Origin of the sequence: Gordonia sp. (in: high G+C Gram-positive bacteria) (assembly GCF_049647785.1) — a bacterium.
GTDB lineage: Bacteria > Actinomycetota > Actinomycetes > Mycobacteriales > Mycobacteriaceae > Gordonia.
In genome coordinates this window covers 1-12,593 of sequence record NZ_JBARYI010000093.1, presented here as the reverse complement: position 1 = coordinate 12,593, position 12,593 = coordinate 1, and the positions used below count along the sequence as shown (strand labels likewise).

The window sequence follows — 12,593 nt, the reverse complement described above, 5'->3', positions numbered from 1 at the left end:
CGCGGAACGACCAATATCAACCGGCTTCGCCGTGTCGATCGGGAGATGGCTGCCGATCCACGTATTAGGGCCGCGTGCAATGTGCCGCGCCCGTTGGCGGTTGATCTCGGCTACGGCGGACGCCCGGACACTGCGGTCGAGATGGCTGTGCGACTTCGCAAACGCATCCCCAACCTGGAACTCGTCGGCCTGGAGATCGACCCGGAACGGATCGTTGAACCGCGCGACGGCGTCCGCTTTGCGCTCGGCGGCTTTGAGCTTGCCGGACTGCGGCCCAATCTGGTCCGAGCCTTCAACGTGCTTCGCCAGTACAACGAAGACGAGGTGGCCGAGGCGTGGCGGCAAATGCAGGCATCCCTCGCGCCGGGCGGGGTGATCGTCGAGGGGACGTGCGATGAGATCGGACGCCGATGCTGCTGGATCCTGCTCGACGCGCAGCGGCCCCTGCAGTTGACGCTGTCGTGGTCGCCCGGGCACACGCGGCATCCTTCGGAATTGGCCGAGCGACTCCCGAAGGCGCTGATCCACCACAATGTGGCTGGCGAAGCGATTCACGAACTTCTTTCCACGGCTGACCGCTGCTGGGACCGGGCGGCCGGGCACGAGGTTTTCGGCCCGCGCAACCGCTGGCGCTACGCCCGCGAAATGCTCCGCGACTCCGGCGTCGACGTGTCCATCCCGCGCGGGCGGCGCGTCGATAACCTGCTGACAGTTCCGTGGGAGTTGGTCTCGCCCGCAGGCGTCTGACGTGACTCGATCGAGGAGTTGAGGGGCCGTCATCCGTTTGGGTGGATACTCGGAGATGCCGGAAGTCAGTACTACCATGGGCGCATGTCAACACCTGGTCAGCCAAACGATTCCAGTTTCGGGCCGTATCCCGGTGTCGATAATTTTGCCGAGACCGCCGCGCGCCCGATGCCTCAAGCCCCGATGCCGGGACCCGGCTACCCGGGCGGTGCCTATCCGCAGCAGTACCCGACCTACGCGATGCCGCCGGAGAAGCCCAAGCCGCCGGTATTCATGATCGTCGCGCTCACAGCCATCGTCATCCTGTTGGCTGCCGCCGCATTTGTGTGGATCAAAGTCGCCAACTCCGGTGCCGACCAAGCCGCCGTCACCGAGCAGCAACAGCAGCAACCGCAGGCGCAGCCGACCGTGACGTCAGTCGTTGCCGATCCGGAAACTGAAGCGGCAACCCAACTGCGCAATCAAATCACCACCGACGCCGCCCTGTTCCGCAGTTCGCTCGCCGACCGGTGGACCGCGCAGATCAGTGCAAAGCGTCCCGGCCTCTATGCCGAGAATCGGACGTGGGACAACCGATCGATCCTGTCCGAGTTCCAGGCGATGCAAAGCCGGTACCCGCAGGTCAAGCTGATCGACTCCAGTGCATGGCCGGTCTTCTCCGAAAGTGGCTGGATGGTGACCGTATCGGCACAGGGCTTCGCCACCGCAGAATCCGCGCTGGCATGGTGTCGCGGTAATGGACTCGACAAAGATCACTGCTTCGCCAAGCTCATCAGCAGCACTCGCGGTCCCGAGGGATCTACTCTCTATCAGAGGTAGCGAAGTCCATCTGAGGGAGATTCATGCGACTGGCAATGGCGCAGATCAGCTCAAGTGAGCATCCGGTCAAGAACCTCGAAGTAATCCGTGATCGAACACGGGACGCCGCAGCCAACGGTGCCGAACTCATCGTGTTCCCCGAAGCCGCCATGTGTCGGTTCGGTGTGCCCTTGACCTCGGTAGCACAACCGCTCGACGGCCCTTGGGCCAATAGTGTCGTTCAATTGGCAGACGACCAGCAGATCACGGTCATCGCCGGAATGTTCACCCCGGCCGCCGACGGACGAATCCACAACACGATCCTGGTTGCCCGGCCCGGGCGCGACCCCGTCGGCTATCACAAGATCCACCTGTTCGATGCCTTCAATTTCGCGGAATCCCGGACCATCGCGCCCGGCTCCGAGCCGCTTGTCGTCGACGTCGCCGGCACCAGCATTGGTATCGCCACCTGCTACGACATTCGATTCCCCAACCTGTTCACCGAGCTCGCGCGTCGCGGCGCTCAAGTCATCGCAGTCCCGACGTCGTGGGGGAGCGGCCCGGGCAAGCAGGCCCAGTGGGAGACCCTCACCGCAGCGCGGGCTCTCGACTCGACGTCGTTCATCGCGGCCGTTGGACAGGCCTCGCCTGCCGACCCCGAAGTCGCGAAGTCCTCAGCTCCTACGGGGATAGGGCATAGTCGGCTCTTAGATCCGTTCGGTAGCGTTGTCGCGGAATACGACTCCACGGTGCAGGCCGGTGTTCATGACATCGATCTGGCCCTGACAGACAAGGCGCGCACGGCGCTGGCCGTTTTGGCTAACGCCCGAGAGATTCCCCGCCTGGATCGGACCGCACCGCATGACTGATGAGCAGCGACCGCCGCAGCCCGACGACGACGCGTCGAACATCGACGACCCCACCGTGCCGCATGCTGAACCCGCTGAAGCGGTAGAGCCTGCCGAGCCCGCACCGGCTACCGATCCGGAAGCGAGCGTGCCGGAGCCGAGCCTGCCCAAAGCGGAAACGGTGCCCGACGATGCGGGCTCGTCGATCGACGAGACGCCGACCGGGGAAGTCATCACCGGGCCGATTCGTAATATCCCGGGGCCGCAGACGCAGGCCTATTCGCAGGCCGGGAACCCGCCGACCAAGCAGATGGAAGCGCTCGATTCCAGCGCATTCGAACCGATTCCGCCGGTCAATGCCGGTCCACCCGGGCCGCCGACGTCGCCCGGTGCGGTCCGCACCTCGCCGTCGAAGAAGCGGCCGCGGGGTCGCACCATCGGGTTGGTCGCGCTGGCGGTCGTACTGGCGCTGATCATCGCGGGCGTCGGGACCGAGCTGTATATGCGTCACAAGGTCACCAACTGCCTGCAGACGTCGTTCGAGAACCTCACCGGTGCCAGTACCGATGTGTCTGTGTCGCGGAGCCCCATCGTGTTCTCCGTCGTCAGTGGCGAGGTTCCGTGGGTTCAGGTCGATACCACTGACGGCAGCAGTAGCACGATGCGACTTCATGCGCGCGCCGAAGGCATCAGCACCGACGGCGGAACGGTCAAAGCGCTGGGTGGCAATGGCTACCTTCCGTACGAGCGGATCACGGCGTTGAGCTCGGATACCGGTGGGGGTCAGTCGCCGATCCAGAAGATCTCTGCGGACAAGTCGGCGGGGACCCTGAAGATCGAGACGACCGTCAACTTCACGATCATTCCCGTCCCGGTCACCGTCACGCTAAAGCCGGTCTTGAAAGACGGTGCGGTGACTTTTGAGGTGAAGGAAGCGACCGCGCTGATCTTCGGTATCGGCACGGACTTTGCCCAGCCGATCGTCGACCAAGTCACCGCCAGCATGTTTGGTCCGCTCTTCAAGCAGATTCAAGTCACCAAACTCGACGTCGGTACCGACGGCATCGACTTCGCCTTCCAAGGCAAGGACGTGAACTTGAAGTCCGCCGCCGAATCCACCGGCGGCCAGGGCGGCAACAGCTGCTCGATGTAGCCCCTTTTCGCTTCGCTCAAATTCCGCTTTTCTGTCACGATTCGACCAGACCGTCACCACACGCCGCGATCGGTGACGGAAATGCAGACCGTCGGCGTGTGGATGTGACAGAAAAGCGAAGAATTTCCGGCGTGGCTACTCACTCGGGGAAGCCGTCTAAGACGGCCCGTGTGCCTGACAGTCCGAGGCGGGAAGCACCCGCAGCGATGAGTTCGGCGGCGAAATCGGCCGTGCGGATACCGCCGCTGGCCTTGACTCCGATGGTCGGTCCCACGGCCGCGCGCATCACCTCGATGGCGTGAACACTGGCGCCGCCTGCGGGATGGAAACCGGTCGACGTCTTCACAAAGTTGGCGCCCGCTTTCACCGCCTGCCGGCACACCTCGGCAAGACCCTCGTCGCCGATAGTTTCCAGCAGTACTGCCGATTCGACGATCACCTTCAAAACCGCGTCGGGGCCGATGCCTTCCCGGACCGTCATAACGTCGGCGAATACCTCGTTGTAATTGCCGGCGACCGCAGCGCCGACGTCAATCACCATGTCGACCTCGTCGGCCCCGGTGTCGACAGCGAGGCGGGCTTCAGCGGCTTTCACGAGCGAATGGTGCTTGCCCGACGGGAAGCCAGCCACCACGCAGGTCTTCGCCGAGCCGGTGTCGATTGGCAGCATCGACGGCGACAGGCAGACCGCGTACACGCCGAGCTCGAGGCCCTCGGCGATGGTCTTTTCGGCGTCGGCAAGGGTTGCTTCGGGCTTGAGAATTGTGTGGTCGACCATCGCTGCGACGGCCGCTCTGGTCAGGTTGGTGTTGATCACGAATTCGAGCTTGGCACACTTAGAGAGGTGACCAACTCCCAGATCTCATCTGATGACGGTGAACGACGCTTCGTTTTGACCCTCGGCTGCCCTGACCGCACAGGTATCGTCGCTGCTCTGTCGGGTTTCCTGACAGGGGTCGGCGGGTGGATTACCGAGGCCGCCTACCACTCCGATCAGACCACCGGATGGTTCTTTACCCGCCAGGCGGTGCGGGCGGATTCGGTCAGCATGACCGTCGATGAGTTCCGTAGCCGCTTCGCCGATGTCGCTGCCATGTTCGGTCCCGAGGTGGAATGGGAAGTTACTGACACCGGTGCCCCGAAGTCGGTGGTACTCCTGGTCAGCAAAGATAGCCACTGTCTCACCGACCTATTGGCGCGGGCCGAACGCGGCGACCTCCCGGCCAAGGTGTGCGCGGTCATCGGCAATCATCGCGATCTTGAAGAGATCACCGCCCGCTTCGACGTGCCGTTCCATCACGTGCCCTTCCCGGCCGACGGCAAGGCCGAGGCGTTCGCGGAAGTGCGACGCCTCGTCGACGGCTATAACCCCGATGCGATTGTGTTGGCGCGCTTCATGCAGATCCTTCCGGCCGAGCTGTGCGAAGCGTGGGCGGGTCGGGCGATCAACATTCACCACAGCTTCCTGCCGAGCTTCATCGGTGCGCGCCCGTATCACCAGGCGTTCAACCGCGGCGTGAAACTTATCGGTGCCACATGCCACTATGTGACCGCCGATCTGGATGCCGGTCCGATCATCGAGCAAGACGTCAGTCGCATCACGCACGACTATTCGGCAGCCGACATGGTTCGCCAGGGTCGCGACATCGAGACGCTGGTTTTGGCTCGCGGTGTGCTCTGGCATCTGGAGAACCGCGTCCTCGTGCACGACCGCAAGACGGTAGTTTTCGCCTAAACACGCGGTCAGCTGGGCCTACAGACCTAGATCTTTCGCGATGATCGTCTTCATGATCTCGGTGGTACCGCCGTAGATCGTCTGAATTCGGGCATCGACGAACGCTCGTGACACCGGATATTCGCGCATGTAGCCGTAGCCCCCATGCAGTTGAAGGCAACGGTCGGCAACCCTGACCTGCAATTCTGTGGTCCACCATTTCAGCTTCGCAGCGCGGGCCGCAGTGAGTTCGCCCGCCACGTGTTCGACAATGCAGTCGTTGAGAAATGTCCGGGCCAAGTCGAGTTCTGTCGCGATCTCGGCCATCACGAACTGGGTGTTCTGAAATGATCCGATGGGTGAGCCGAAGGCACGACGCTGCTCGACGTACTCTCGCGTCGCCGCAAAGACGCCTTCGGCGGCGGCAACCGCACCGACCGACAACGACAGTCGTTCCTGCGGCAGGTTTCGCACTAGTTGATAGAAGCCGTCGCCTTCGGCACCGAGGCGATTGCGCACCGGAACCCGCATGTCGGTAAAGGCCAGTTCGCTGGTGTCTTGGGCGTGAAGGCCGATCTTGTCGAGATTGCGGCCGCGACTAAATCCGGGCGTGTCGGCGTCGACCACGAGCAGCGTTAGGCCGCCGTGCCGTTCGGGACCGGTCCTAACTGCCACCACAAACAACGTGCCGTTCTGGCCGTTCGAGATGAAGGTCTTGGCACCGTTGACGACGTAGTCGTCGCCGTCGCGCACCGCGGTGGTCGCGATGCCTGCGAGGTCGCTGCCGGTGCCGGGTTCGGTCATCGCGATTCCGAGGACGCTGGTGCCGGTCACGATGCCGCTGAGCCAGCGCTGTTTCTGCTCGTCGTTGGTGAGATCGGTGAGGTAGGGGAGGACGACGTCGTTTTGCAGGGAGAATGCGATCGCGGCGGCGACCGCGCCTTGGCGCCCTAGAGCGTCGACGATGATGGTGTTGTATCGAAAGTCATCGACCCCGGGACCGCCGAACTCTTCGGGGACGGAGAACGCCAGCAGCCCGTGCGATCCGGCGTCGGTGAACATCGACGCGGGTAGGCTGCCAGCCTGTTCCCATTGTTCGTGGTGGGGCACAATTCGATCGGCGACGAAACTCTCCGCGAGGTCGCGGAACGCTCGGTGCTCGGCGTCCAACGGTAGGGAAGTCATGGGATCCTCGCTAGTCTTGGGGAAGTTGAGTGCTACTCGACGGTGTGTGGAAACGATCGGCGATCATGTCGTCCCGGGCTTGTTCGGTTGCCCGGTAGTGCAACTTTTTGCCCGTCGCCGAGACCGGGAACTGCTCGACGAAGCGATAGGCGCGGGGGCGCTTGAATGACGACAGCATCGGGTGATGGTGGCAGTGCTCATCGAGGTCGGCGGCAGTGACCGGTTCGGTGTCGTCCGCGCGGACGATGTATGCCACGACCAGCTGGCCCCACTCGTCGTCGGGCACGCCGACGACTAAGGAATCTGCGACCCCGGGGTGGGAGTTGAGGGCTTCTTCGACTTGCACCGGATGGACGTTTTCGCCGCCCGACAGCAGCATGTCGTCTTTGCGCCCGACGATCGTCACGAACTCGTGCTCGTCCCAGGTGGCGAGGTCGCCGATGTAGAGCCAGCCGTCGCGGAACTTTGCGGCGTCCTGCGCTGGATTGTCGAAGTATTGGCCTGCGCCCTTCGGCGACCGGACGATGACCTCTCCGACGCTCTGCCCGTCCCGGGGCACGGTGTCGCTCGGGTCGGCCAGACCGCCGTCGTGGACGGCAACGACCGCTACGTCGTCGTCGATGCAGGCGCGGCCTGCCGTACCCGCCATATCGGGAAGATCCGACGGTCGTAGGAAGGTGTTCCAGAACCCTTCTGTGCTCCCGTATCCGTTGAAGATCCGTGGGTTGAGGATGTCTTGGTAATGCAGTGCCGCTTCGCGTTCGAGCGGCGCACCCATGGTGACCAGTCCCTTCAGCGACGATAGGTCGCGTGGCTTGGCTTCCTGGGCGCGGGCCAGCAGGGCCAGGTTGGTTGGCGCACCGATGAGGAAGGTGAGACCGGTTTTCTCGACAAGGTCGAGAGTGCGGTCGGCGTCGAAGGCCGCCATCGGCACTAGGGAACTGCCCAGGTAGAACGTGGGATTGGGGCCGGCGCAGTAGAGCCCACCGCGGTGAAACCACGGGGTCATGTTGAGTGTCTTGTCTTCTGGCGACAGCGGGAAATGCATGATGACGTCGTGGGCGCTGAAGATCTCGATCATGCTGTTCATCGGTACGGCCTTCGGCATGCCCGTGGTTCCGGAAGTGAAGAGGCGTGTGGTCTCGTCCCACACGGTGCGCGAGGGTGCGGGTGGGGCCGCGCCTTCGATGAGAAGGTCGCGATAGCGAATCACTTGGGTTCCCGGTGGCGCGGTGACGGGTTCGCCGGTGCCGACGGCCACAATGACCGCGGGGACGTGGGAGGTGTGCTGCAGTGCGGCGGCGACGACCTCGTTGAGGGAGGTGTCGTAGACGAAGACGGCGGGAGTGGTGCTGCCCAAGATGAACGCCGTCTCTCCTGCGGCGAGTCGAAAGTTCATCGGTGCGCCGACGACCCCGGCGGCTTGGGTCGCCAGGTACAGTTCGGCAAATTCGACGCCGTTGAACAGTTGATAAGCCACCACATCGGTGGGCGCGAGGCCGGTTGCGAGGAGCCCGGCCGCGAGCGCATCGACCCTGGCCCCCAGTTCGGCGTAGGTGATGACCTGCTCGGTTTCCGCGACCTGGATGGCAGGTCGGTTACTGAACCGGTGAACGTTTCGGCGAAAGCCGTTCAAGTAGGTGAAGTCGTGCTCGAAGTATTCGCGGTAGGCGCGAGCGTCGTATTTGTACGACATGGTGGGGCTCCTTCGCAGTGGCTGGGTTTAGCCAGCCATGGTGAGGCCGCCGCTGGCGCTGATCACCTGGCCGGTAATGAACGAGGCGGCATCGGATGACAGGAAGACCACTGGCGCGGCGATCTCGTCGGGACGCGCGAGGCGGCGGAATGGGATGGCGCGGACCAGCGCTTCTTTCAGTTTGTCGGCCTGTGCCTGAAACAGTGGTGTGTCGGTGGGCCCGGGACAGACGCAGTTGACGTTGATTTGGTGGCGGGCCATTTCCCTGGCGAGGGATTTGGTGAGGGCTATGACGCCGCCTTTGGCTCCCGCGTAGATGGTTTCGCCCGCGCTGCCGACGCGGCCTGCGTCGCTTGCGACGTTGACGACTCGACCACCGGTGCCAGCTTCCACCATGCCCGGCAGGAACGCGCTGTTCATGTACACCGGGCCCAAATAGTTGATCGCCACGACCTTCTGCGCAAACTCCGGGGTGGCGTTGAGGAATTGGTCGGTGCGATCCCAGCCGGCAGCGTTGACGAGGATGGTGGGGATGCCGACCTCGGCGTTGACACGGTCGCGGAGGGCGTTCACCTGCACGGCGTCGGCAACGTCGACCGCCATCGGGTGGATGCGTCCGGCGGCACCTTGCTCGGCGGTGGCCGTGGCACCGGCGACGTCGAGATCGGCGGCAATGACGGTGTCGCCGCGTTCGGCCAGGGCCAGCGCGATCGCGCGGCCGATGCCGGATCCGGCACCGGTGACAACAGCAATGGCGGGTGTACTCATGAGTGGGTCCTTACGAAGTGAGCGGTGGGGTCAGGCTGTTGGGGTGGCGGAAGGGAATTGGGGCGCGCGCTTTTCTTGCAGTGCGGTGTAGCCTTCGACGACATCTGGTGCCATGAAGCAGAGCATTTCGTAGGCGGCCGACTGGTCGAAGATGGGGCCAGCCATGCGCATCCAGTTGTTGAGCGCCTTCTTGGTGTAGCGGATCGACATCTGCGATCCCGTCGCCATGACTTCGGCGATGCGCAGCGCCTCGGTGAGGACGTCTTCGCGCGGGAGGGCCTTCGTGACCAGGCCAATGCGTTCGGCTTCGGTGCCGGTAATCATGTCGCCGGTCATCAGGTAGTACTTGGCCTTGGCCATGCTGGTCAGTAGTGGCCACATGATGGCCGCATGATCGCCTGCGGCAACACCCAATTTGACGTGTCCGTCGCCGATCTTCGCATCGGCGGCGCAGATTGAAATGTCGGACAGCAGTGCGACGACGGTCCCGGCGCCGACGGCGACACCGTTAACGGCGGCGACGATGGGCTTGTTGCAGTCGATGATCCCGTAGACGAGGCGGCTCATTTCGTCGAGCATGGAGGCTACGCGTTCGTGATCGCCCGCCATTGCTTGCACCATCGCGAGATCACCGCCCGCAGAGAATGCCTTGCCAGCACCGGTCACTACCGCGACGCGGGTGAGTGGGTCGGCCGAGATTTCTGGGAAAACGCGGGCCAGTTCGGCGTGCATTGTCTCGTTGGTGGCGTTGTACTTTTCGGGGCGATTCAGGGTGACCAGGAGGACGCCGTTGTCTCGGCGCTCGAAGAGAAGATGCTGGTAGTCGGAGAAATTCATGGGAACCATCCTTGGTTGGCGGGGCCGATGTGTCAGAATGAATGAATATTCATTTGAGTTGAACCTACGTTCATTATTGGTGGCCGTCAAGGGCTTTGATTACCGAAATGAATATTCATTCATCTACCGTTGGGTGGAACCCACTGCAGGAAGGGCCCAATGACCGAGGTACTCGATCCAGGACACGCGGCGCGAGAAGCACGCGCCGCGCAGCGCTCGCGACAACTGCTCGACGCTGCTGCTCGGCTGATGGAGAAGACCGGCTCGGAAGCGGTCTCCATGCAGGCGCTTGCGGCGGAAGCCGGTGTCAGTGTCGGCTTGATCTACCGCTACTTCGGCAGCAAAGACGATGTCCTGCTCGCGGTAATCATCGACGTGCTGAACCAGTTCGAAATCGAGGTGCCGAAAGCAATCGCCGAGGCTGGATCGGATCCGGTCCGGCAGATGGCGGCAGCGTTCGGTGCCTACTGCCGAGTGATCGACTCGCGTCGGCACGCGGCGCTGTTGACGTACCGCGAAAGTAACGCCCTCGATTCGGCTGGCAGGCAGCAGATCAAGACACTGGAACTTACGACCATCGAACCAATGCAACAGGCCATCGCCGACGGTATGGCCGATGGGCGACTGGTAGCTCGGCACCCCGATCTCGTCGCCTACAACCTGCTGCTCTTGGCGCACGCGTGGGCCCTCAAGCACTGGTATTTCGAGCGCACACTCGACATTGAGGGCTACATCCGGGCGCAGTTGGAGCTTTCGTTGCGGGCGTTGATCGCCCCAGATTTCGCCGACGAGTACCGCGATTTGCTGGGTGGGGCGCCGGCGGCCTAGCCGGTCTTGATGTTGCGGCGAGAGGTCGCTTGGTCGCGGGGGCGCACCACGATCTGGTCGAGGTTTACGTGCGATGGCCGCGACGCGGTGAACGAGATGAGCTCGGCGATGTCGTCGGCCACCATCGGCTGCAGGCCCTCGTAGACGGCGTCGGCGCGGTCGGCGTCGCCGTCGAAGCGGACGAGGGAGAATTCCGTTTCGACCATGCCCGGGCAAATCTCGGTGAGGCGAATCGGCTTACCAATCAACTCCAGTCGCAGCGTCCGGTGCAGAACTCCTTGGGCGTGCTTGGCGGAAGCGTAGCCCGCACCGCCGTCGTAAACCTCCAGCGCGGCAGTCGACGTGATCGTGATGATGAGGCCGTCGCCCGAAGCTTCCAACTTGGGCAGTAGGGCTTTGGTGACGCGTAGGGTGCCGACGACGTTGGTCTCCCACATCCAACGCCAGTCCTCCAGATTCGCCTCCGACACCGGAGCCAACCCCTTGGCGCCGCCCGCATTGTTGACGAGGACGTGCACTTCGTCGAGGGTCGCGGTGAACCGATCGACGGAAGCCGCGTCAGTCACATCCAAATACATGGCACGACCGCCGATCTCGTCAGCGAGGGCCTCAATGCGGTCGATGCGGCGGGCCCCGAGAACGACGGTGAACCCGTCGCGGGCGAGGGCGCGTGCCGCCGCGGCACCGATGCCTGAACTCGCGCCGGTGACGACTGCGATCTTGCCGTTGCTGTTGACTGATCCGCCGGGGTTATTCATATGAACACTGTAGCGAGCACGGTGATCGGCGACACTTGGCTGCTGATAGGTTCGAGTTATGTCCGTCAGCGGTGTTGTCGCCGCCCCACTCCATTTCGGGTCCGGCCCGGCCGCCGCGGTGTTGAACGCTGTCCGGGTGGGCGCTCCGGCGACCCGCGATCAGCTTGTCGCCGACACCAAACTGTCGGCGGCAACCGTGAACCGGCAGGTCAACGCGCTCTTAGAGTGCGGCTTGGTGATCGAACGCCCGGACTTGCTCGGGCATTCCGGGGTCGGTCGCCCCAAAGTGCCGCTGACCCTCGACCGCGACCAGTTCTGTGTTGCGGGTATGCATGTTGGTGCGAGGCGGACGGCACTGGTGGTCGCCGACCTCGGTGGCCGCATGCTTTACAGTCATGCGATCCGCACCAAAGAGTTGGCCGACGCTGACGCTGCCGTGGCCGTCGACCGACTGTGTGCGCTGCTCGCTGAGCTCGCTGCCCGCTTCTCTGGCCGACGCGTCCTGTGGGCAGGCGCCGCCATCGGTGGGGTCGTTGACGATGCGACCGGCGTCGTCGACCACAAGATTCTGAACTGGGAACGACAGCCGCTCGGTGCCCGACTGCATGCGGCGTTGGGTGTCAATGTGTCGGTGGCCGAACATGTGCAGGCGATGGCGGCGGCGGAACTGTTGCTGTCGTCGTCGTTGCAGCGCACCGGTTCGAGCTTGTTTTTCTATGCCCGTGAGACGGTCGGCATGGCGTTGATCGTCGACGGTGAGGTCCATCAGCCAGCGCGTGGTGCGGGCGTAATTGCCGGATTGCCGGTGCGCGCAGGAATTTTCGCCGACGACCCGGTGGCCCCGCTGCAGTCCGTAATTGGTACGGCGGCGACCAAAGCTGCCGCCGCGCGTTTGGGAGTGGAGGACACCGCCGGAGTGGTCGCGGACGATCGTGCGCGCGTCCTCGGCGAAGCCGTTGCCGTGATGCGCGACGTGTTGAATCCCGACGAGATCGTGGTGGCTGGCGAGGCGTTTTCGGCGCACCAGCATGGGCTCGCTCCGGTTCAGGCGGCCTTCACAGCGGCGACGCTGCTGCCGCGGCCGCCAGAAATCATGCCGACGTCGTTCGGTGTTCAGGTCCCCGAAGCATCCGCTGTCGCCGTCGCCCTGTCCGCCGTCTACGCCGATCCGCTCGCCGTCGTCGGGGCGTAGTCGTACCCGCCTGCCCCCGCGCCCTTGGTCGTTCTCGCATGATGCGTCGATTCCCGCACTATGTCAGAC

General features: G+C 63.7%; 13 protein-coding genes. 7 read left to right on the top strand and 6 right to left on the bottom strand.

Annotation, left to right across the window (positions count from 1 at the left end):
* Nucleotides 1–45: 45 nt before the first annotated feature.
* The 4 genes from WBA38_RS16330 (at nucleotide 46) to WBA38_RS16315 (ending at nucleotide 3,546) form a co-directional block, all read left to right on the top strand.
* Nucleotides 46–747 (top strand): class I SAM-dependent methyltransferase, encoded by a 702-nt coding sequence (locus WBA38_RS16330; RefSeq protein ID WP_424323134.1) that lies wholly within the window; start codon nucleotides 46–48, stop codon nucleotides 745–747.
* Nucleotides 748–831: 84 nt separating this feature from the next.
* Complete coding sequence (locus tag WBA38_RS16325) at nucleotides 832–1,566, top strand: hypothetical protein (RefSeq protein ID WP_424323133.1); 735 nt, start codon at nucleotides 832–834, stop codon at nucleotides 1,564–1,566.
* A 23-nt stretch (nucleotides 1,567–1,589) separates the two neighbouring features.
* Nucleotides 1,590–2,414, top strand: coding sequence for a carbon-nitrogen hydrolase family protein (locus WBA38_RS16320; RefSeq protein WP_424294635.1), 825 nt, complete (start codon nucleotides 1,590–1,592; stop codon nucleotides 2,412–2,414).
* A complete protein-coding gene (locus WBA38_RS16315; protein ID WP_424323132.1) occupies nucleotides 2,407–3,546 on the top strand; it encodes an LmeA family phospholipid-binding protein in 1,140 nt (379 codons plus the stop codon). The genes WBA38_RS16320 and WBA38_RS16315 overlap by 8 nt, the downstream gene beginning before the upstream one ends.
* Nucleotides 3,547–3,685: 139 nt before the next feature.
* Here WBA38_RS16315 and deoC read toward each other — a convergent pair whose 3' ends face one another.
* A complete protein-coding gene (gene deoC / locus WBA38_RS16310) occupies nucleotides 3,686–4,363 on the bottom strand; it encodes a deoxyribose-phosphate aldolase (protein ID WP_424294633.1) in 678 nt (225 codons plus the stop codon).
* Between the two features lie 27 nt (nucleotides 4,364–4,390).
* Here deoC and purU point away from each other — a divergent pair, with 27 nt between their 5' ends.
* The gene (purU, locus tag WBA38_RS16305; RefSeq protein WP_424323131.1) at nucleotides 4,391–5,281 is read left to right on the top strand and encodes a formyltetrahydrofolate deformylase; all 891 of its coding nucleotides are present in this window, start codon (nucleotides 4,391–4,393) and stop codon (nucleotides 5,279–5,281) included.
* 18 nt (nucleotides 5,282–5,299) lie between these two features.
* Here purU and WBA38_RS16300 read toward each other — a convergent pair whose 3' ends face one another.
* Genes WBA38_RS16300 through WBA38_RS16285 form a run of 4 tightly spaced genes read right to left on the bottom strand, consistent with a single transcriptional unit; the run spans nucleotide 5,300 to nucleotide 9,746 of the window.
* Nucleotides 5,300–6,445 carry an acyl-CoA dehydrogenase family protein gene (locus tag WBA38_RS16300; RefSeq protein ID WP_424323130.1) on the bottom strand — a complete coding sequence of 382 codons (1,146 nt, stop codon included), beginning with the start codon at nucleotides 6,443–6,445 and terminating at the stop codon, nucleotides 5,300–5,302.
* 10 nt (nucleotides 6,446–6,455) lie between these two features.
* Entirely contained in the window at nucleotides 6,456–8,141 is a 1,686-nt protein-coding gene (locus tag WBA38_RS16295) for a class I adenylate-forming enzyme family protein (RefSeq protein WP_424294630.1), read from the bottom strand.
* A gap of 27 nt (nucleotides 8,142–8,168) precedes the next feature.
* The gene (locus WBA38_RS16290; protein WP_424294629.1) at nucleotides 8,169–8,909 is read right to left on the bottom strand and encodes an SDR family NAD(P)-dependent oxidoreductase; all 741 of its coding nucleotides are present in this window, start codon (nucleotides 8,907–8,909) and stop codon (nucleotides 8,169–8,171) included.
* 30 nt (nucleotides 8,910–8,939) lie between these two features.
* A complete protein-coding gene (locus WBA38_RS16285) occupies nucleotides 8,940–9,746 on the bottom strand; it encodes an enoyl-CoA hydratase/isomerase family protein (RefSeq protein WP_424323129.1) in 807 nt (268 codons plus the stop codon).
* Nucleotides 9,747–9,905: 159 nt separating this feature from the next.
* On the opposite strand from WBA38_RS16285, the gene WBA38_RS16280 reads away from it, so the two are divergent.
* Complete coding sequence (locus WBA38_RS16280) at nucleotides 9,906–10,574, top strand: TetR/AcrR family transcriptional regulator (RefSeq protein ID WP_424294627.1); 669 nt, start codon at nucleotides 9,906–9,908, stop codon at nucleotides 10,572–10,574.
* On the opposite strand, the gene WBA38_RS16275 is transcribed toward WBA38_RS16280, so the two are convergent.
* Nucleotides 10,571–11,332: an SDR family NAD(P)-dependent oxidoreductase gene (locus WBA38_RS16275; RefSeq protein ID WP_424323128.1), complete on the bottom strand. Its 762-nt coding sequence runs from the start codon at nucleotides 11,330–11,332 to the stop codon at nucleotides 10,571–10,573. The genes WBA38_RS16280 and WBA38_RS16275 overlap by 4 nt on opposite strands.
* Nucleotides 11,333–11,390: 58 nt before the next feature.
* Here WBA38_RS16275 and WBA38_RS16270 point away from each other — a divergent pair, with 58 nt between their 5' ends.
* Nucleotides 11,391–12,524: an ROK family protein gene (locus tag WBA38_RS16270; protein WP_424294625.1), complete on the top strand. Its 1,134-nt coding sequence runs from the start codon at nucleotides 11,391–11,393 to the stop codon at nucleotides 12,522–12,524.
* Nucleotides 12,525–12,593: the final 69 nt, after the last annotated feature.